General features: G+C 69.4%; 15 protein-coding genes. 8 read left to right on the top strand and 7 right to left on the bottom strand.

Going from position 1 to position 19,063, the window contains the following annotated elements; all coding sequences use genetic code 11:
• Positions 1–7: 7 nt before the first annotated feature.
• Genes ACOGXI_RS13730 through ACOGXI_RS13755 form a run of 6 tightly spaced genes read right to left on the bottom strand, consistent with a single transcriptional unit; the run spans position 8 to position 6,478 of the window.
• The gene (locus tag ACOGXI_RS13730; protein WP_419940207.1) at positions 8–2,416 is read right to left on the bottom strand and encodes an FAD-dependent monooxygenase; all 2,409 of its coding nucleotides are present in this window, start codon (positions 2,414–2,416) and stop codon (positions 8–10) included.
• Positions 2,413–3,573: an acyl-CoA dehydrogenase family protein gene (locus ACOGXI_RS13735; protein WP_419939397.1), complete on the bottom strand. Its 1,161-nt coding sequence runs from the start codon at positions 3,571–3,573 to the stop codon at positions 2,413–2,415. Before ACOGXI_RS13735 ends, ACOGXI_RS13730 begins: the two co-directional genes overlap by 4 nt.
• A complete protein-coding gene (locus ACOGXI_RS13740) occupies positions 3,570–4,370 on the bottom strand; it encodes an enoyl-CoA hydratase family protein (protein ID WP_419939398.1) in 801 nt (266 codons plus the stop codon). The genes ACOGXI_RS13735 and ACOGXI_RS13740 overlap by 4 nt, the downstream gene beginning before the upstream one ends.
• Positions 4,371–4,411: 41 nt before the next feature.
• Positions 4,412–4,828: a RidA family protein gene (locus ACOGXI_RS13745; protein WP_419939399.1), complete on the bottom strand. Its 417-nt coding sequence runs from the start codon at positions 4,826–4,828 to the stop codon at positions 4,412–4,414.
• A gap of 20 nt (positions 4,829–4,848) precedes the next feature.
• A complete protein-coding gene (locus ACOGXI_RS13750) occupies positions 4,849–5,637 on the bottom strand; it encodes an SDR family NAD(P)-dependent oxidoreductase (RefSeq protein ID WP_419939400.1) in 789 nt (262 codons plus the stop codon).
• A gap of 25 nt (positions 5,638–5,662) precedes the next feature.
• Positions 5,663–6,478 carry a creatininase family protein gene (locus ACOGXI_RS13755; RefSeq protein ID WP_419939401.1) on the bottom strand — a complete coding sequence of 272 codons (816 nt, stop codon included), beginning with the start codon at positions 6,476–6,478 and terminating at the stop codon, positions 5,663–5,665.
• A 146-nt stretch (positions 6,479–6,624) separates the two neighbouring features.
• Between ACOGXI_RS13755 and ACOGXI_RS13760 the strand changes: the two genes are divergently transcribed.
• The 3 genes from ACOGXI_RS13760 to ACOGXI_RS13770 all read left to right on the top strand — a co-directional run bounded on the left by ACOGXI_RS13760 (position 6,625) and on the right by ACOGXI_RS13770 (position 11,551).
• Entirely contained in the window at positions 6,625–8,328 is a 1,704-nt protein-coding gene (locus tag ACOGXI_RS13760) for a benzoate-CoA ligase family protein (protein ID WP_419939402.1), read from the top strand.
• A gap of 113 nt (positions 8,329–8,441) precedes the next feature.
• Positions 8,442–9,572 (top strand): IS110 family transposase, encoded by a 1,131-nt coding sequence (locus ACOGXI_RS13765; protein WP_419939403.1) that lies wholly within the window; start codon positions 8,442–8,444, stop codon positions 9,570–9,572.
• Positions 9,573–10,228: 656 nt separating this feature from the next.
• Complete coding sequence (locus tag ACOGXI_RS13770; protein WP_419937292.1) at positions 10,229–11,551, top strand: IS1182 family transposase; 1,323 nt, start codon at positions 10,229–10,231, stop codon at positions 11,549–11,551.
• A 190-nt stretch (positions 11,552–11,741) separates the two neighbouring features.
• Here the strand turns inward: ACOGXI_RS13770 and ACOGXI_RS13775 are convergent, their stop codons facing one another.
• Positions 11,742–12,989, bottom strand: a complete 1,248-nt coding sequence (locus ACOGXI_RS13775; protein WP_419939404.1) for a DUF1015 family protein — start codon at positions 12,987–12,989, stop codon at positions 11,742–11,744.
• A gap of 267 nt (positions 12,990–13,256) precedes the next feature.
• Here ACOGXI_RS13775 and ACOGXI_RS13780 point away from each other — a divergent pair, with 267 nt between their 5' ends.
• The 5 genes from ACOGXI_RS13780 to ACOGXI_RS13800 all read left to right on the top strand — a co-directional run bounded on the left by ACOGXI_RS13780 (position 13,257) and on the right by ACOGXI_RS13800 (position 18,992).
• Complete coding sequence (locus tag ACOGXI_RS13780; protein ID WP_419939405.1) at positions 13,257–13,817, top strand: hypothetical protein; 561 nt, start codon at positions 13,257–13,259, stop codon at positions 13,815–13,817.
• A 19-nt stretch (positions 13,818–13,836) separates the two neighbouring features.
• Entirely contained in the window at positions 13,837–14,613 is a 777-nt protein-coding gene (locus ACOGXI_RS13785) for a DUF6065 family protein (RefSeq protein ID WP_419939406.1), read from the top strand.
• Positions 14,614–14,764: 151 nt separating this feature from the next.
• Positions 14,765–14,977: a cold shock domain-containing protein gene (locus tag ACOGXI_RS13790; RefSeq protein ID WP_419939407.1), complete on the top strand. Its 213-nt coding sequence runs from the start codon at positions 14,765–14,767 to the stop codon at positions 14,975–14,977.
• A 211-nt stretch (positions 14,978–15,188) separates the two neighbouring features.
• Positions 15,189–16,106 carry a hypothetical protein gene (locus ACOGXI_RS13795; protein WP_419939408.1) on the top strand — a complete coding sequence of 306 codons (918 nt, stop codon included), beginning with the start codon at positions 15,189–15,191 and terminating at the stop codon, positions 16,104–16,106.
• Between the two features lie 120 nt (positions 16,107–16,226).
• Positions 16,227–18,992, top strand: coding sequence for a TonB-dependent receptor (locus ACOGXI_RS13800; RefSeq protein WP_419939409.1), 2,766 nt, complete (start codon positions 16,227–16,229; stop codon positions 18,990–18,992).
• The last annotated feature ends 71 nt before the right edge of the window (positions 18,993–19,063 follow it).

Raw genomic sequence — 19,063 nt, forward strand, 5'->3', positions numbered from 1 at the left:
CGCGTGCTCAGTAGCCCCACTCGAACCTCGGCGTATAGCCGTCCAGCGACGAATACTGCGGCGGCCAGGGGATCGGCGCCCCGGAAGCGTAGGCCGCGTGCCGAGTCCAGTATGGATCCCAGAGGTGCGCGCGGGCGAGACAGCACAGGTCCGCCCTCCCCGCCGCGAGGATCGTGTTCACGTCCATGAACGAGGAGATGTTGCCCACGGCCATGGTCGCGATCCCCGCCTCGTGCCGGATGCGATCCGAGAAGGGCGTCTGGTACTGCCGGCCGTACACCGGCTTCTGCCAGGGTACGGTCTGCCCCGCCGAGACGTCGATGATGTCCACGCCCGCCGCGTTCAAGCGGCGCGCGACCGCGACGGCTCCGTCCGCCGTCATTCCGCCCTCCGCCCAGTCCACCGCGGAGATCCGGACGGAAATCGGCTTCTCCGGCGGCCACGCGGAGCGCACCGCCGCGAGCACTTCGAGGGGGAAGCGCAGCCGTCCGTCCACGTCTCCCCCGTACTCGTCCTCGCGGAGGTTCGTGAGAGGAGAGATGAAGCTGGCCAGCAGGTAGCCGTGCGCGAAGTGGATCTCCAGCAGGTCGAAGCCGGCTTCCTCCGACATTTCCGCCGCTCGCCGGAACTCCGCCGTCACCCGGTCCATGTCCCGCCGCGTCATCTCGCGGGGAACCGGGCTGTGCTCGAACCAGGGCACCGGGGAAGCGGCCATGATCGGCCAGCCGCCCTCGTCCAGCGGCTCGTTGTCGCCCTCCCAGGACAGTTGCGTGGACGCCTTCCGGCCCGCGTGTCCGAGCTGCATCCCGATCGCCGCGTCGGAGTGGCGGTGCACGAAATCGACGATCCGCTTCCACGCGCCCACATGCGCGGGAGCGTACATGCCCGTGCAGCCCAGCGAGATACGGCCTTCCCGGCTCACGTCCGTCATCTCCGACATCACGAGTCCGGCCCCGCCGATCGCGCGGCTGCCGAGGTTCACCAGGTGCCAGTCGTCCGGCGTCCCGTCCTCCGCGGAGTACTGGCACATGGCCGAGACGACGACCCGGTTCTTCAACTCGAGCTCCCGGAGCCGGAAAGGGGCGAGGAGCGGGGGCGGCGCCGGGTCGTGCCCGACGCTCCCGGGGGGAGCTTCTCCGGCCCCCGTCGCCGCGTCCTCCACGTCCGCCGCGGCCGCCACGGCCGCCGTGGCCGCCGCGGCCCGGTCCGCGAACCAGCGGTCGACGCGCGCGGTGAACTCCGGGTCGCGCAGGGCGAGGTTGGAGTGGGTGATGCGGAGGCTGCGCGTGATGAGGTTGAAGGCGAACTGCACGGGTTCCGTGTCCAAAAACCGCTCGGTGCCCTCGAACCATTCGAGACTCGCCTGGGCCGCCCGCTGCACGCTCTCGACCTCGGGCCGGCGGGCCGTCTCGTAGGCCTCCAGCGCGGGGGCGACGGCGAGGTCGTGGGCGAGGAGCGACTCGTGAAGCGAGATCGCGTCGATCATCGCGAGCCGGGTGCCGGATCCGATGGAGAAGTGGGCCGAGTGGGCCGCGTCGCCGACGAGCACGATGTTGCCGTGGCGCCACGATCGGTTCCGGACGGTAGGGAAGGCCCGCCAGATCGAGCGGTTCGCGATGAGGCGGTGGGAGCGTCGCCGGGAGTCCAGTTCCTCGCGGAAGATCTCCTCGAGGAAACGGACGGTCTCTTCTTCCGACGCCGAATCCATGCCGGCGGCGCGCCAGGTCGCCTCGGTCGCCTCGACGATGAAGGTGGAGACGGCTTGTTCGTCTTCCTTGTCTCCCTCGTCGTCTCCCTCGTCCCCCGATTCGGGCCGGTACTGGTAGGCGTGGACGCGCCACAATCCGTGTTCGGTCTCCCGAAAATAGAAGGTGAAGGCGGGGAAGGGCTTCGTCGTGCCCAGCCACACGAACCGGTTCGGGCGGAGGTCGATGCGGGGGCCGAACGCGTCGGCGTGGCGGTCGCGCACGCCGCTGTTCACGCCGTCGGCGGCCAGCACGAGGTCGGCGCCCGCCCAGGCTTCGTCGGACTCGACTTCCACGCCGTGTTCCATTCCGTGTTCCACTCCGTGCCTCAACTCGACGCCGAGGTCGCGCGCCCGGGACTCGAGGATGTCGAGGAGCGCGGTGCGGGCGAGGCCGCTGAACCCGTGCCCGGTCGACGTGAGCCGCTGGCCCCGGTAGTGGATGTCGATGTCGTCCCAGTGGTGGAAGGACCGCGTGATCGCCCCGTAACTCTCGGGGTCCGCGGCGGCGAGTTCTTCCAGAGTGGCGTCGGAGAACACGACGCCGAAGCCGTAGGTGTCGCCGGGGCGGTTGCGCTCGAGGACGATGACGTCGTGCGCCGGATCCGCTCGCTTCGCGAGGATCGCGAAGTACAGGCCGGCCGGCCCGCCTCCGACGCAGACGATCCTCAGAGGTCGCTCTCGCCGCGCGCCGCGTCGAACAGATGACGCGCGATCAGGAGACGCTGGATCTCCGTCGCGCCCTCGTAGATGCGGAGGGCCCTCACGGAGCGGTAGAGCCGGTCGACCGGATGGTCCGCCAGCACGCCGCGTCCGCCGAGGATCTGCACCGCGTCGTCGACCACGCCCTGCGCAATCTCGGTCGCGAACGACTTCGCCATGGCGGCTTCGAGGTCGGTGCGATCCGCTCCGCCGTCGCGCTCCCAGGCCGCTCGATACACGAGGAGCCGGGCCGCCGTGAGGTCGGTGCCCATGCGTCCCACCTTCTCCTGCGTGATCTGGAAATCGGCGAGCGCGCGTCCGAACTGCCGGCGTGAGAGGGCGTGGTGGAGCGCTTCGTGCAGCGCGCGGCCCGCCATCCCGCAGGCCGCGGCCCCGACCGTGGGGCGGAGGCGGTCGAGCGTGGCGAGCCCGAGCTTGTAGCCTTCGCCCTCGCCTCCGACCCGCGCCGACGCGGGGAGGCGACAGTCTTCGAGCGCGATCTCGCCCAGCGGGTGGGGGTCGGCCATCAGAAGCGGGCGCACGAAGCGGAACCCCTTCGTATCGGCCGGGAGGAGGAAGGCGGAGATCCCCGCCACGCCCTCGCCCGGGTCGGTGACGGCGAACAGGAGATAGAAGTCCGCGATCCCCGCGTTCGAGATGAAGGTCTTCACGCCGTTGAGGACGTACTGATCCCCGTCGCGGACCGCCGTCGTGCGCATGGCGGCGACGTCGGATCCGGCCTCCGGCTCGCTCATCGCGAAGGCGGCCACGGCGCGCCCCCGGACGGCGCGGTCGAGCCACAGCCGCCGCTGCCTCTCGTCGCCGGCCAGCGCGATCGGGGTCGAGCCCAGCGCCTGGAGCGCGAACATCGCGTCCGCGAGCGGCGAGTAGAAGGCGAGCGTCTCGCGGATCACGGAACAGGCCCGGAAATCCTGTCGGGCGATCGCCTTCAGCCAGCCGCCCCGCCCGAGAGAAGTGCAGATCTCCCTCGCGTAGCGCCGCGCGAGGTCATCATCGTCCCGATGCGCGTGTTCGGCGAACTCGGCCGCCGCGTAGCGTCCGAGGTCCTCTCCGAGTTCGAGATGCCGCGGTTCGAGAAAGACGCGGACGGGATGGAGGTCGATCACGAGAACACCGCCGGCCGCTTCTCGACGAAGGCCCGAAAGCCCTCGCGGAAGTTCGGGTCCTCCATGCAGGCGGCCTGCACGCGGGCCTCCTCGGCGAGCGCGTCGCGCAGCGTCATGTGCGCCTCCCTTTCCAGTGCGCGTTTCGTGATGGACAGCGCGGCCGCTGGTCCCGCCGCCAGCCGCGCCGCCAGTTCGGTCCCCGCCGCGAGCGCCTCGCCGTCGGGCACGACCCGGTTGTACAACCCGAGACGAAGCGCCTCCCGCGCGTCGAGAAAATCGCCCGTCATCAGAAGCTCCGTCGCCCGCCCGAGACCGATGATTCGCGGCAGGAGCCAGGCGATCCCCATGTCGGCGCCGGAGAGCCCGACCCGGGTGAACAGGTAGGCGATCTTCGCGGATTCCGCCGCGATCCGCACATCGCAGGCGGTCGCGATCACGGCCCCGGCCCCCGCCACGGTACCGTTCAGGGCGCCGACGATGGGCCTGCCGCACTCCCGCATGGCGGCGATCAGGTCGCACGTCATCCGCGTGAAGTCGAGCAATTCGGCACCGTCCATCTCGAGGAGCGGCCCGATGATGTCGCGCACATCTCCGCCCGTGCAGAAGGCGGCGCCGGCTCCGGTGATCACGATCGCGCGGACCCCCGGTTCCCGGTCGAGCGCGCCGAATGTGTTCCGGAGTTCGTCGTAGACCTCGAAGGTCAGGGCGTTGCGCCGTTCGGGACGGTTGAGCGTGATCGTCGCGACGGAGGTCGCCGCATCGACCTCGTACAGGAATGATGTCGGATTCAGGGGCACGGCGCGCTTCCTTCCAGGGAGTGGCAGGGAGTGGGGCGGAGTCACGGGACGACGGCGGTCGCCTCGATCTCGACCAGCGCGCCGACATCGACGAGGCCGCTGACCTCGACGAGCGCCATGGCGGGATAGTGCCGGCCCAGTCGGGCGCGCCACGCGGCCCCAAGCTCGGAACGCGCGTCCCGGTAGGCGGCGAGATCCGTGACGTAGATGGTCATCCGTCCGATATGCGACGGCTCTCCGCCCCCCGCCCGGACGACCGCCAGCACGCGATCGAGCGCGAGCGCGAACTGTGCGGCGAAGTCCGGCGTCTCGATGTGTCCGCCCGGTCCGCTCGCGGTCTGCCCGGCGACGAACAGCACGCGCCCGCCGGGAGGAGCGAGCAGTCCATGGTTCCAGCCCCGCGGCTCGCCCAGCGCGGCGGGATTCAACACCTCGAAGGCGTCCGTGCGGTCGTCCATCGACAGCTCGTCCATCGACACTAGACGGCCGAGGTGGCGCCGCCGTCGAGCACGACGGTCTGTCCATTGATGCCGCGGGCCTCATCTTCGCACAGGAAGACGATGGACGCCGCGACCTCCTCCGGGGCGATGAGCCGCCCCTGCGGCGTGGTGGCGAGGATCGCGTCGAGCGCGTCGGTCTCCGCCAGGTCCGTCCGCTTCACGATGTTCTCGATCGTCGCGTCCGTCATCGGCGTGTCGACGTAGCCGGGGCAGACCGCGTTCACCGTCACGCCGGCTCCGGCCACCTCGGCCGCGGCCGAGCGCGTGAGGCCGAGGAGCGCGTGCTTCGACGCAGCGTAGCCCCCCATGTAGCGCCCTCCGCGCAGCGCGGCGATCGAGGCCACGTTCACGATCCGGCCCCAGCCGCGTTCCGCCATGCCCGGCAGCACGCCCCGCATCGCGAGGAACGCGCCGGTCGCGTTGATGCGCCACAGCCGTTCCCATTCCTCCAGCGCGAGCTTCACGACCGGGGCGGAACTGGCCACGCCGGCATTGTTCACCAGGATGTCCACGGCTCCGAGCCGCTCGGCGGCCTCATCGCACAGGGCCTCCACGCTCGCCGGATCCGACACGTCACACGTCACCGCCCACGCTTCGCCCCCGCGGTCCCGCAACTCGGACGCCACGGCCTCGATCTCGGGCGTGCTCCGCGCCGCGAGGACGAGACGGGCGCCTCTGTCCGCCAGCGTCCGGGCCGCCGCGGCCCCGATGCCGCGCCCGCCGCCCGTGACGAGAGCGCCACGTCCGGCAAGGCTCATGAGGCTCATATCCGGGCTCCGGAGGTGTTTCGCGTCACGACTTCAGGTCCTCTGTCATGTCCTCTCTCGGGGCCTCTCCCAGGGTCTCTCCCAGGGTCTCGCTCAGGGCCTCGCTCACCGCCTCCGCGAGGATGCTGCCGAGCGCTTCAATGGTAGCACGTCCCTCTTCCGCCGTCGCCTGCGACGGGCGCCCGAAATAGGCGCGGTCGCCCCCGGCTTCCGAGAAATCCCGCACCCCGGCGCGGATGGCGGCGGAGAGGGAGAGGGGGTTGTCCTCCAGTTCGCGCATGGTCTCCTCGCGCACCCGCCCGGGGTCGCGGGCGAGGAGGATGGAGCCCTCGTATTGCCCGGCATGACAGGCGCCGCTCCGGAACTCCTCGGTGAGTCGGCCTCCCCACGGCCGGCGCGTCACATCCGGAAACACGACGCGCATGGATGCTCCTTCGTCGATCGCCGCCGCGGCCGCATGAAGCGCCTCGAGGTTGGCGGGGTCGAAGTGTGCGTTCGCGATCGCCAGCGTGGCGATCCCGGCCCGCTGCAGGCCGGCGGCGATGTCGGTGAGGAGGGCGGTGAGCGTCGCGGCCCCGACATCGATCGTACCGGGGAAGCTCGCGGCGAAAGCGGCGGGCGTGTACCGAAGGCCATCGAGGAGGACGAGTTCCAGACCGAGAGCCGAGAGTCGTCGCACCCCGGCTTCCGCCATCGCTTCCGCGATCGTGACGTCCGTGTCGAGCGGGAGGTGGGGGCCATGCGCTTCGGTGGCCCCGACGGGCAGGATCGCGACCGTTCGATCGAGGTCGAGCGCCCCGACCTCCTCCCAGGTGAGGTCCGAAAGCCTGTGCAGAGTCATGGAGTCTCGCTACGCCGTGTCGGGGGGAGGCGCAAGTGCCGGCACCCGGGCGGGCCGTGTCGGTTGTAGCCGCGCCGGTCCGCGCATACCGTGCGAACCCGAGTCCGATCCCGGACGCACCGGACGACCCCCGCCCACGGAGCCCGATGCGCGACGCCGTTCCGCAGCCGATCTTCGAGCCGCCCGAGCGCTTCAACATCGCCGAGTACTTCCTCGGAGACCGCGTACGGGAAGGGCGGGGCGGCCGCCGCGCGCTCCTCACGGACGCCGGCGAGATCAGCTACGCCGAGGTCGAGGCGCTGGCGAACCGCTACGGCCACCTCCTGCGCAGCGCCGGCGTGCGGCCGGAGGAGAGGGTCCTCCTGGCGCTCCCGGACGGACCGGACTTCGTCGGCGCCCTCTTCGGCGCGCTGCGGATCGGCACCGTGGTCGTCATGTTGAATCCGTATCTGCGGCCGGACGAAATATCGTACTTCTACCGCTACACGCGGGGCGCCGTTCTTCTCGTGGATTCCGCCCGCGCCCCCCACTTTCGCGCCGTGCGCGCCGTGCGCGACGAAGCGTCCGCCGCTCCGGCGCCCGGAACGGGTCGCGAGGCTGGAGCCCCCGCTGGAGTCCCCGCTGGAGTCCCCTCCGGCATCCCCTGGAGCGAGGGCGCCGACGCCCCGCGCGAGATCCTCGTCGTGGACGAGCCCGCGTTCGTTGAACGGCTGCGCGCCCAGCCCGCGACGCTGGAACCCTGGCCGACCCACCGTGACGACCCCGCCCTCTGGCTGTTCAGCGGCGGGACGACCGGCCGCCCGAAAGGCGTCGTGCAGGCGCACGCCTCGTTCGCGAACACGACGGAGTGTTACGGCAAGCGCGTGCTGGGCCTGACGGAAGACGACATCACGCTCTCCGTCCCCAAGCTCTTCTTCGGATACGCCACCGGATCCAACCTCTTCTTCCCTTTCTCGGTCGGCGCCACGGCCGCCCTCTTCCCGGAGCGCTGCACTCCGGATGTCCTGTTCGGGAGGATCGGGAGGTTCCGCCCGACGGTGCTCGTCAACGTCCCCACCATGATCCGGCTCATGGTGGCGCACCCGGACGCCGCCGCGAGCGATCTCTCGTGCCTTCGTCTCGCGACCTCGGCGGGAGAGGCGCTCCCCCCCGAACTTCACCGGCGCTGGCGGGACCGGTGGGGGGTGACGCTGCTGGACGGGCTGGGGACGGCGGAGATGTGGCACATCTTTCTCAGCAACCGTCCGGACGAGGTACATCCGGGAACGCTGGGGCGCGTCGTGCCGGGCTTCGAGGTGCGGGTCTGCGACGACGAGGGCCGTGTACTCCCGGACGGCGAGGTGGGCTGGCTCCGGGTCCGCGGAGGATCGCGGGCGCTCGGGTACTGGCAGCGGGCCGAAGCGACGGCGGACGCCTTCCGCGGCGAGTGGTACGTGTCGGGCGACATGGTGGTCCGCGACGAACACGGCGTGTTCCGCTACTGCGGGCGTGGCGACGACATGCTCAAGGTAAAGGGGAAATGGCTCTCCCCCGGCGAGGTGGAGGACTGCCTGCTGCAACACGCGGACGTGGCGGATGCGGCCGTGGTCGGTGTGCCGACGCGCGAAGGTCTCGTGGAGCCCGTCGCCTGGGTCGTCCCGGCGAAACCGGCGAAACCGGCGGAACCGACGAAGCCGGCGGTGCCTGAGACCGGCGACCTTCCGGCGAAACTCAGGGCGTTCGTCGGCTCACGGCTGGCCTCGTACAAGACGCCGGCGGCCGTCCACGTGGCGGCGGATCTGCCCAGGACGCACCTGGGGAAGGTCGACCGCGCCGCGCTGCGGGCCCGGGCGGAGGCACATTCCGGCTAGAAAGTATGGAAGGGCCGGCCGCCCGCCGGATACCGTGGGTTAGCGCCCCGGTGTTCGGAGGTGCCAGCGCCACATGCGATGCAAGAGATCGCAACGGACAGGAGACCGGCCCCATGGATGAGCAGAGCAAGGTGTACGTCGGGATGGACGTTCACAAGGACACGGTGATGGTGGCGGTGCTTCCGGAGGGAGCGCCGGAGCCGACGGTGGTGAAGCGGCTGCCGAACGAGCCGGGGCGGCTCAAGCGGTGGCTGGCGCGCGTATCGCGGCAGGGGGAGATCCGGGCCTGCTACGAGGCGAGCGGCGCGGGTTACGTACTGGAGCGGGCGCTCCGGGACTGGGGACACCGGTGCGAGATCGTGGCGCCGTCGCTGATTCCCCGGCGCCCGGGGGATCGCCGCAAGCACGACCGGAAGGACGCGACGGAGTTGGCGCGGCTGTACCGGGCGGGGGAGTTGGTGGCGATACGGGTCCCGTCGGAGACGGAGGAGCGGGTGCGGGACCTGGTGCGCTGCCGGGAGGTGTTTCAGCGGGAGATCCTGAAGTCGCGGCACTACATCCTGAAGTTCCTGGCGCGGCGGGGGCTGGTGTACCGGGAGGGGGCGAACTGGACGGGCAGGCATGTGACGTGGCTGCGCGCCCTTCAGCGTGACGAGGCGCTGGAGGCGGAGGACCGGCTCGTCTTCGGCGAGTACCTGGCGCTGTTCGACTACAAGCTGGGCCGTCGGGAGGAGTTGGACCGCCGGATCGAGGCGTTGGCGCTGGAGCCGGCGTACCGGGAGGCGGTGGGGCGGCTGTGCTGCCTGCGGGGGATCTCGACGCACGCGGCGATGGTGCTGGCGACGGAGATCGGGGACTTCCGGCGCTTCGAGAACCCGGGCAAGCTGATGGCCTACGTAGGGCTGGTGCCGAGCGAGCACTCCAGCGGGGCGAGCCGGCGGCGGGGGGCGATCACCAAGGCGGGCAACAGCCGGGTGCGGCATGTGCTGGTGCAGGCGGCGTGGAGCTACCGGTTCCCGCCCAGGCGGGGACCGGCGCTGAGCCGCCGGCAGCGGGGCCAGGCTCCGGAGGTCGTGGCGCACAGCTGGAAGGCGCAGCACCGGCTTCACAAGGTGTTCACCCGGCTGGCGTTCAGGAGGAACGGCCAGATCGCCGCGGTGGCGGTGGCGCGGGAGTTGGCCGGCTTCGTGTGGGCCATCATGCGGAATCCGGAGGAGACCGCCCCGGCCCGGGACGCGCCTTGAGGCGTCGGCCGGCCCCATTCGGGCCGGACGACGCGAAACCAACGATGATTCGATAACCCGAGGAGGAGGTCGCCCGAGGCACGACAGGAGAACGCTCGCGGCTGCTATGTGGCCGTGTCCGGCGGGACAGGACGCGAGACCCACGCGGTCTAGATCGAGCCAGCTCCCGACGAATCCGAATTCTTGCCGCTCTGGCCCCGGCCAACCGGCGTATATCAGGAGGATCATCGTCGAAGAAGCCTCGGGACGACCTCTCCCTCGACCGAGAAACGACTCGGCCGACGAAGAGCAAAACGACGACACGCCGGGCGGACCAACGAGGGCACCTTGCAAAGGGCCCTTCCATATCAGCAGCCCGTGGCAAAAACCCCGCTGCGTTCGAGCGACGCTGCATCTCGCCTGAAACGCTGCGCTCTGCGTCGCTCCTCGGTCAAATAGCGCTGCTATTCTCCCTCGTCGCTCCTTGTCAGGCGAGCGCTTCACCGCTCTCGGCGCTGACGCGGGGTTTCGCCACGGACTGCTAGGAGCTTGCGCCGTAGAAGCCGATGGTGCGGCGCGGTTCGGCTGGCTATGGTGATGCCGTGCTGTGACGGGTTCACGTTCGGCGCGGGGAGTTGGCGATGAGTGCGAGGTCTCTACCGTACGATCCGGAGAGGATGAGGACGAGGTTCCGTCCGTACGATCCGGACCAGCAGTTGCTGCTGCCTCAGGATCTTCGTGAGTGGGTGCCGGCGGGGCACTTGGCGCATCATGTGAGCGATCTGGTGGACGCGGCGGACCTGTCGGCTTTCTACGCGCGTTACGAGGGGGACGGGCGGCGGCGGAGTCCGTACGATCCGCGGATGATGGTGAAGGTGCTGGTGTACGGGTACGCGACGGGGGTGTTTTCGTCTCGGAAGCTGGCGCGGAAGCTGGAGGAGGACGTGCCGCTCAGGATGCTGGCGGCGGGGAACTTTCCGGCGCACCGGACGCTGTGCGAGTTCCGGAAGAGGAACCTGAAGGCGTTCGGTGCGTTGTTCGCGGAGGTGGTGCTTCTGGCGCGGGAACTGGGTCTGGCGGGGTTGGGCCGGGTGGCGGTGGACGGGACGAAGGTTCGGGCGAACGCGAGCAAGCGGAAGGCGATGAGCTACGGGCGGATGGGTCCGGAGGAGGCGCGCCTGGAGGCGGAGATCGCGGAGTTGCTGGCGCGTGCGGAGGCGGCCGACGCGGAGGAGGACGAGCGGCACGGGGAGGACGTTCGGGGCGACGAGCTGCCGAAGGAGTTGAAGCGGCGGGAGGACCGGCTGGCGGCGATCCGGGCGGCGCAGGCTCGTCTGGAGGCGGAGGCCCGCGAGCGCGACGACGCGCGGGGCCGGGAGCCGGAGTGGGATCGCAACCCGAAGGGGGGGAGTCCGTACAAGCTGGACTACGGGGAGCCGGAGGCGGACTCGCAGACGAACTTCACGGATCCGGAGAGCCGGATCATGCGGACGAGCACGGAGGGCTACCAGCAGTGCTACAACGCGCAGGCGGTGGTCGACGGCGAGAGCCAGCTGGTGTTGGGGGCGGAGGTGACCGACAACGCGAGCGACCAGGGGCAGTTGGTGGAACGGGTTGACGAGGTGTCCGGGCGGTTGGGGGAGACGCCGGGCGAGGTGCTGGCCGACGCGGGCTACTCGAACGAGGAGGACCTGGCGGCTCTGGATGCGCGGGGGATCGACGGCTACGTGGCGCTGGGCCGGGAGGGCGGGGCGGCCGCGGAGCCCGACCCGGAGACGTGCCCGGCGAGGGCGCGCATGGCGAAGAGGCTGAAGACTCCGGAGGGCCGGGCGGTGTACGCGAAGCGCAAGTGGATCGCGGAGGCTCCCATCGGGTGGATCAAGGAGGCGATGGGGTTCCGGCGGTTCAGCATGAGGGGCCTGGAGAACGTGCGCGGCGAGTGGGATCTCGTGTGTCTGGCGCTCAACGTGCGGCGCCTCCACATCCTTCGGGCCGCGTGAGGGGCCGGAAACCCGTGTCGGGCGTTCCCCGGGGCACAAGAAGGGGTCCGCGACCCCGCCCGAACGCCGCCCGCCGGGCCGTCTCCCCGCCAACAACGCGTTCCCGCCCGGAAAACGACCGATACTTCGGCTCGCGGGACCCCGCGGGCGGCATCCGATCGCTTCCGCCGCGCTCCTGCGGCGCAGGCTCCTAGACGTCGTCGAGCAGCGCCATGACGAGCCCGCTACGGATCTTCGGCTCGAACCAGGTCGACTTGGGGGGCATCATCCGCCGCTGCCGGCATACCGCGATGAACTGGCGCATCGTCACGGCGGGTAGCGTGACGGCGAGGTCCGCGCGACCCCCGTCGACTTCGGCCGCGAGCCATGCCGCATCCCGGTTGGCGCCCACGAAGGTGAGCCGGTCGTCCGCCGCGTCGGCGATGCCGAGATCGGCGAAGAGCGTCCGCTGCACGATGTCGTGGTCGATGGAGGCCGCGGCGTCCGTCTCGTCGTACACACCGCTCCGCGGCTTTGCGCGCCGCCAGCCGCGCCCCGCCGCATAGACGCCGACGACATGGGTGGCGTCGGGCTGGAGGGGCTCGTCCCCGGCGGGCGACGCCTCGAACGATCGCTCCAGGGCCGCGTCCACGGCGGTCGCATCGCGTTCGCGAGGGAGCCGGACCAGCCGGTTGTAGGGCGAAATCGCCATTCGGTCCGCCGGAAAGAACACGGTGAGGAAAGACTCGTGCCCCAGCATGGCGGCGGCGGCGCTCCGGTGGTTGCCATCGGCCACGTACGCCTCGGGCTCCGCGGCCAGCAATCGCTGCAGGCGGGCGATGGCGCCCGGTTCCGCAACGAGCCAGATGCGGTGCGTCGTGCCGCCCGACCCCCCCGCCTCGAAGTCGGGCGCGGCTCCGTCCGCATGGCGTTCGAGCGCCGCCGCGAACGCGCCGGAATCGTCCGGCACCGCGTTGTTCACCGTCCCGATGATGGCGCCGGTCGCTTCGATGAGTCGGGCGCGTCCCCTCGCCTTGGGCGGGCGCACCCCTTCGTTCCGGATGATCGGCCCGGCCGGCGTGTCCTCCGTCCGGATCTCTGCCGTGGGAGCCAACCCGCCGAGGCCGATCTGCCGCACGCCGGGACGCCGCGGGTCGACGATCTCGTACAGGTAGAGGATCCGCTTCACCTCGCGGGTGAAAGGCGAGGCGCTCAGCCGCTGGAAGTTGCGGTGCGCGAGTTCCAGCGACGCCTCCGAATCCCCCGGCAGAATCGCGGCCGGGCTGTCGACCGCGCAGTGCGCCATCGTTACGCCGAGGACGGAGTCGGGCGCGCTCCGAATGGCCTCCCAGATCTCCGCGTCTCCCTGGAATTCGTCGTAGTTGAGGGCCGAGACGCGGCGGGCGGCGTTGGAGTCGACGGGCACGAGAGCGCGGGGGATGGGGCGGATCGTAAGCATGACGTGGGGGACCCGGGCTTGGGGTAAGGGACGGTTCGGCGACAACCCTGCCGAGCCGGATCGCGCGGCGCAACGCCCGGCGCCCGATCCGCGACGCCCGGCGCGCGAGATGCGCGGACGCGCGGGGTTGCCGGCGGGGTTGCCGTATGCCGCTCCCGGCGGTTTCATAAGGGGCGAAGGGGCGGGTGCGCCGAGGTTGGAGCCATGTCGCGGAAAGTCCTTGAGCCACCGGCCGCCACGGAGATCAGAGGGTATTCAGAGGGTATGATGGGACTCTTCAGGGGCCGGGTACGGGCGCGAGACATCGGGCGGGCGATTTCGGTCGGCGCCCTGCTCGCCGCCATTGCGGCGTGCGAGAACGACAACAACCCCTACGGGCCCGCATACCGAACGGTCCATCACACCATCGTCGGCGCCTACCGACCGCTCGAACTCCTCAGGCGCCAGGTGCCGCATCTTCCCGGCGACTTCCAGCCTCTGCCCCCCGGTTCCGATGTCCGTCTCGTCTTCGGGTCGATCCAGAACCTGAGTTCACGGATCACGTTGACCGGATTCGGGCCGGGCGGTGCGACCCTCGACACCCGGTTCTACGGTTCGTGGGAGTACGATGTCGCTGCGCGGCGGATCACGATGAAGATCGACCCCACCGCGACGACCGACGGGTTCGAGACCGTGTTCCAGGTGACGCTCCTCGATCGCTGGGTCCGCATACAGGGCGTCGCGGAGATCGGCGGCCGGCTCGTGCCCCTGGATCTCGGCAAGTCGCTCGTCGAGGCAAGCGAGGGCGGCGGCGGCGCCGGGCCGGCGAACCGGGTCTCGGCGCGGTAGGGCGACCGGCGGCCGCCCGGTGGCGAAGAAGGCGAAGGCGCGGCCCGGGTCCGCGCGCGGCATCGAACTGACGGCGTTCCGGGTCGCGGACACCGCCCTCCGGATCGCGGCCGGCGGCCAGCAGCGCGAGTGGATGGACGAAACGCCCGACCGCTTCGCCTACCGCTGCCTGCCGCTCCTCATCGCGAACCAGGCCGGCTGGGACCTGCTCTGCCCCACCCAATTCTCGCTTCGCTGGGACGGCGGCGTCGGGCTGGAGTCGATCCGTTTTCGCTGGGAGGACGAGCCGCACCCCGCCATCGCGAGCCATTTCGGGAGCGGAGTCCTGACATTCACGCCCGGCTATCTGTTCCGCACCACGAAGGGCCACAACCTCTGGGCGCGAGGCTGCCCGAACCTTCCAAAGGACGGCATCGCCCCGCTCGACGGGATCGTCGAGACCGACTGGGCCCCGTTCTCGTTCACGATGAACTGGAAGGTCACCCGGCCGAAGCACTGGATCCGCTTCGACGAGGGAGAGCCCATCTGCCGGATCGTCCCCCTCCCGCGACACTATCTCGAGAACGTGCGCCCCCGCACGCGAGATCTGTGGGACGACAAGCTCATCGCGAAGCAGTACACGACCTGGAACGAGTCCCGATCCCGGTTCATCGAGGACCTCCACGCGCATGAGGAGGAGGCGGTCAAACAGGGCTGGCAGCGGACCTATATTCGCGGCCAGAACATGCGCGGCGCGCGGATGCAGGACCACCAGACGAAACTCCGGCTGCGCGATTTCCTGTCCGTGGGGAAATAGACGCGTCCGCCCGGCGCATGGACAACCGCAAATTTCCCGTGTATTCTGGGCTCCGGAAAACGCGAACCGGAACAGGTTCGCCGGCATTGTGGTCGGCATGTGCGGCAAGCCCGTACTCTCGGCGACACCAATACCTTCAGGGAGCACGGGCATGCGCAGAAGCGGCACAGTCAAGTGGTTCAACGATCAGAAGGGCTTCGGGTTCATCGCGCTCGATGATGGATCCGCGGAGGTCTTCGTTCACCACACGGCAATCCAAACGGACGGTTTTCGGAGTCTGGCGGAGGGCGAGAAGGTCGAACTCGATGTCGTCGACGGACCGAAGGGCCCCAAGGCCGAGAACGTGGTCAAGCAGGCCTATTGATCCGCCGGTAGATCGAGCGTCGCGTAGGGAGACACGTAGCTGGAGTGGAACTGGAGTGGAAGGAAGGGGGGTGTCCGGGACGGGACGCCCCCCCCCTTTTTTTTGTGGTCTCACGCGACCCTTCCCCCCGGCCATCATCTAGCGGTCTCGCGCCCGTTTACCCAACTTGAAGGCGTAACCGTCGCGTAACCTCCAGCGCCGGGAGGGAATCATGGAGATCGACCGAAGAAGGTTCCTCGCATCGGTTGGTGCTGGCGCCCTCGCCGTCATGACGCCCGAGGACAAGGCGGAGGCCCTGGAGCACTACATGTGCGATCTCCTCGATGGGGAGGATCCGGACCACGTCCACGACCATCACCACCACGACGGTCCGGTTCCGCGGACCGAGGACCTCGACCCGCGGCTCCTCGACGAGAACGACCTGCTGGCGGAGGCCGCGGAGGCTGAAGCCGAATTCGCGGACGACGACCACGACGAGCACGGCCACGGCGATCATGGCGCCGGGCAGGAAGTCAGCGCCCCGCGCGGAACGGGCAACCTGTTCAAGCCGAACGACGAGGTTCTCGAAGCCCTGCCGGCGAATCCCACGCTGGAGGATTTCTTCCGCCTGAGGTTCTGGCCCGCCCGGCATGTCCTGCAAAGCGCGACTCACGCGTTGAATGACGGGCAGCCCGAGGAGAATGTTCTCGCCGGCCTGCTCCACGACACCGTGCAGAACCTGATCAAGGTGGATCATGGCTGGTGGGGCGCGCAGCTCTACGAACCGTATGTTCCGGAGTACGTGAGTTGGGGCATCCGGTATCACGGCGCGCTGCGCTTCTACCCGGACGAGGAGTACGGGTACGAATACCCGGAGCTGTACAACCGGATCTTCGGCGAAGACTACGTCCCGCCGGACTACATCAAGCAGGCAGCGGAGTACGCGAAGGGGCACCCGCTGTACGTTTCGGCCCGCATGATCTGCGTGAACGATACGTATGCCTTCCAAGACGGCATGGAGGTGTCGCTGGATCCGTTCATCGACATCATCGGGCGCCACTTCAAGCAGCCAAAGGAGGGTCTCGGGTACGACAACAGTCCGGTCGCGCACATGTGGAGATCACTCGAGATGCCCTGGGCTCCGCTCTAGGCGTCACTGGACGTCCCGCGGGCCAACCGGCTCGGGCCCGCCGGGACGGGGAACGTCGAGCCGACTTGTCCGATACGACCAACTTCAGGAGTTGATACAAACCAACCTCAGGAGATAAGTATGCTGAAACGAGCATTCCTGGCCCTTGCCTTTCTTGCGGTGCCGGCGGCGGCCTTTGCCCAGGGAACGATCGAGGGCAGGGTGACCAGCGCATCCGGCGCCGGCCTCAGCGGCGCAAGGGTCGCGATCCCCGCCCTCGACATATCGGTGGGCTCGGGTCCGGGCGGCGCCTATTCGATTTCCGGTGTCCCGGCCGGCGACCACGAGGTCGAAGTCCGGATCATCGGTTACGCCATTCAGACCCGGACGGTCTCGGTCGCGAGCGGCCAGACGGCGAACCAGGACTTCGCGCTGGAACTCCAGGCGATCAACCTCGGTGAACTGGTGGTCGTCGGGAGCCGCGCGCAGCCGCGAACGGTGACCGAGTCGATGGTGCCGGTGGACGTGATCCCGGTGTCCGAGATCACCAGCCAGGCGGAGACGAACATCGACTTCCTGCTCCGCACGGTGGTGCCGTCCTACAACGTCCGCGTCGAGCCCATCAGCGACGCGGCCACGATCACGCGTCCGGCCAACCTGCGGGGTCTCGCGTCCGATCACACCATGGTGCTGATCAACGGGAAGCGGCGGCACCGCGGGTCGATCATCACGTGGCTCGGGGCCGGTCTCTCGGACGGGGCCCAGGGCGTGGACATCGGCTCCATTCCCGGCATCGCGCTGCGACAGGTGGAGGTCCTCCGCGACGGCGCCTCGGCGCAGTACGGTTCCGACGCCATCGCCGGCGTGATGAACTTCATCCTGAAGGACGACCGCGACGGCGGCATGATCGAGGTCAAGAGCGGCAGCTACTACGAGGGCGATGGCGACATGCTCACCATCTCCGGGAACGTCGGGGTCCCGCTCGGGGCGACCGGCTTCGCCAACCTCAGCGTGGAGTACGGCAACCAGGATCCGACCGACCGGGCCATCCAGCGCGCCGACGCGCTTGGACTCCTCGCCGCCGGCAACAGCGCCGTCCGCACGCCCACGGCCCAGATCTGGGGGTCGCCGGAAGTCAACGACGACCTCAAGGTGTGGCTCAACACCGGGTACACGTTCAACGACGACGAGCAGTTCTACGCCTTCGGCAACCTCTCCACGAAGGAAGTGGACGGCGGTTTCTTCTTCCGTAATCCGAACACGCGCGGCGCGGTGTTCAGCGGCGACGGCGGGGAGACGCTCCTCATCGGCGACGTGCTGAAGGCGAAGGGCCTCGGGTCGGCGAACTGCCCCGTGGTCAACATCACGAACAATGTGCCCGACCCGGCGGCGCTGGCGCAGGTCTTCGCCGATCCGAACTGCTTCTCGTTCCAGGAGATGTTCCCCGGCGGCTTCACGCCCCAGTTCGGCGGCAACGTCACCGACTGGTCGGTCGTCAGCGGCGTGAAGGGCGGCAACGACAGCGGCTTCACGTGGGACGCAAGCGCCAGCTTCGGCAGTCACACGGCCGATTTCTTCATCTACAACACGGTGAACGCCGCGCTCGGGCCGGAGACGCCCACCCACTTCGACCCGGGTCTCTACAGGCAGGATGAGTTCAACCTCAACTTCGATGTCGCTTACGAGGCCAGCGAGCAGGTCCACCTCGCGGGCGGGCTCGAGCGGCGGGAAGAGCGCTTCGTGATCGGCCAGGGACAGGACGAGTCGTGGAAGATCGGGCCCTACGCCGCACAGGGCTTCAGTTCGTCCTCCAACGGCTTCCCCGGCTTCAGCCCGATCGCCGCGGGAGAGTGGGACCGCCAGAACGTGGCGGTCTACGGAGACATGCACCTGGGCGGCAGCGAAGATCCGTGGACGGTCGGCGCGGCGTTGCGCTGGGAGGACTTCTCCGACTTCGGAAGCCAGTTGACGGGGAAGGTCTCGGGTCGTCTCGAGGTCAGCGAGCGGCTCGCCCTGCGCGCCGGCGGGAGCACCGGCTTCCGCGCGCCGACGCCGGGGCAGCAGAACGCCTTCAACGTGTCGACGGTGTTCGACGCGACGATCGGCGACCTCGTCAACCGCGGCACGATCCCCTCGACGTCCGCCGTGGCGGCGCTGCGGGGCGGAGAGCAGCTGCGTCCCGAGAAGGCGTTCAGCCTCACCGCGGGGACCGTGTTCGATGCGGACGCGTTCAAGCTGACGATGGACTACTATCGGATCGCGATTTCGGACCGCTTCGCGCAGACGCAGACCTTCAGTCTCACCGACGACGAGGTCACGCGACTGCTGGGCGAGGGAATCACGAGCGCGGCGAACCTCGCCGAGTTCCGGTTCTTCACCAACGACTTCAGCACGAGGACGCAGGGGATCGACATCGTGGCGAACTACACGCCCCCGTCGATGGGCGGCGCGACGAGCTTCAGCGCGCTCTTCAACTACAACGGCACGACGGTCACCGGCTTCAACCCCGACGTCATCGACACGGATCGGGTGGACCAGCTCGAGCAGTCCATCCCCTCGTGGCGGGGCTCGCTCAACGTGGTGCACACGATCGGCGGGGTGCGCGGCCTCCTGCGCGGTACCTGGTACGATTCGTGGGTGGACGTCGGCGGCGTGGTGATCGGCGGCGTCGAGGGCACGGCCTTCCCCGGCCGGTTCCTCGTCGACCTGGAGCTGTCGACGGACCTCACGGATGACGCAACCATCACGATCGGCGCGAACAACCTGTTCGACACGTATCCGGCGACGCAGGATCCGGACACGGCCGACAACGTGGGTCTGCTCTATCCGGAGAGCTCGCCGTTCGGCTTCAACGGCGGATACTACTACGTTCGCGTGAACTACCGGTGGTCGTGGTTCGGCGGGTGAGTCCGACCGCGTAGTCACCGGCAACAGGCAGGACCCGGGGCCGCCGGTAGTCCGGGCGGACCTCGGAGAGT

Origin of the sequence: Candidatus Palauibacter sp. (assembly GCF_965208055.1) — a bacterium.
Lineage (GTDB): Bacteria > Gemmatimonadota > Gemmatimonadetes > Palauibacterales > Palauibacteraceae > Palauibacter.

Excerpts from the sequence above, each read along its gene's own strand:
- ACOGXI_RS13745 (WP_419939399.1), bottom strand. The coding sequence starts at position 4,828 with ATGGACGACCGCACGGACGCCTTCGAGGTGTTGAATCCCGCCGCGCTG.
- ACOGXI_RS13750 (WP_419939400.1), bottom strand. The coding sequence starts at position 5,637 with ATGAGCCTCATGAGCCTTGCCGGACGTGGCGCTCTCGTCACGGGCGGC.
- ACOGXI_RS13755 (WP_419939401.1), bottom strand. The coding sequence starts at position 6,478 with ATGACTCTGCACAGGCTTTCGGACCTCACCTGGGAGGAGGTCGGGGCG.
- ACOGXI_RS13760 (WP_419939402.1), top strand. The coding sequence starts at position 6,625 with ATGCGCGACGCCGTTCCGCAGCCGATCTTCGAGCCGCCCGAGCGCTTC.
- ACOGXI_RS13765 (WP_419939403.1), top strand. The coding sequence starts at position 8,442 with ATGGATGAGCAGAGCAAGGTGTACGTCGGGATGGACGTTCACAAGGAC.
- ACOGXI_RS13770 (WP_419937292.1), top strand. The coding sequence starts at position 10,229 with ATGAGGACGAGGTTCCGTCCGTACGATCCGGACCAGCAGTTGCTGCTG.
- ACOGXI_RS13775 (WP_419939404.1), bottom strand. The coding sequence starts at position 12,989 with ATGCTTACGATCCGCCCCATCCCCCGCGCTCTCGTGCCCGTCGACTCC.
- ACOGXI_RS13780 (WP_419939405.1), top strand. The coding sequence starts at position 13,257 with ATGGGACTCTTCAGGGGCCGGGTACGGGCGCGAGACATCGGGCGGGCG.
- ACOGXI_RS13790 (WP_419939407.1), top strand. The coding sequence starts at position 14,765 with ATGCGCAGAAGCGGCACAGTCAAGTGGTTCAACGATCAGAAGGGCTTC.
- ACOGXI_RS13795 (WP_419939408.1), top strand. The coding sequence starts at position 15,189 with ATGGAGATCGACCGAAGAAGGTTCCTCGCATCGGTTGGTGCTGGCGCC.
- ACOGXI_RS13800 (WP_419939409.1), top strand. The coding sequence starts at position 16,227 with ATGCTGAAACGAGCATTCCTGGCCCTTGCCTTTCTTGCGGTGCCGGCG.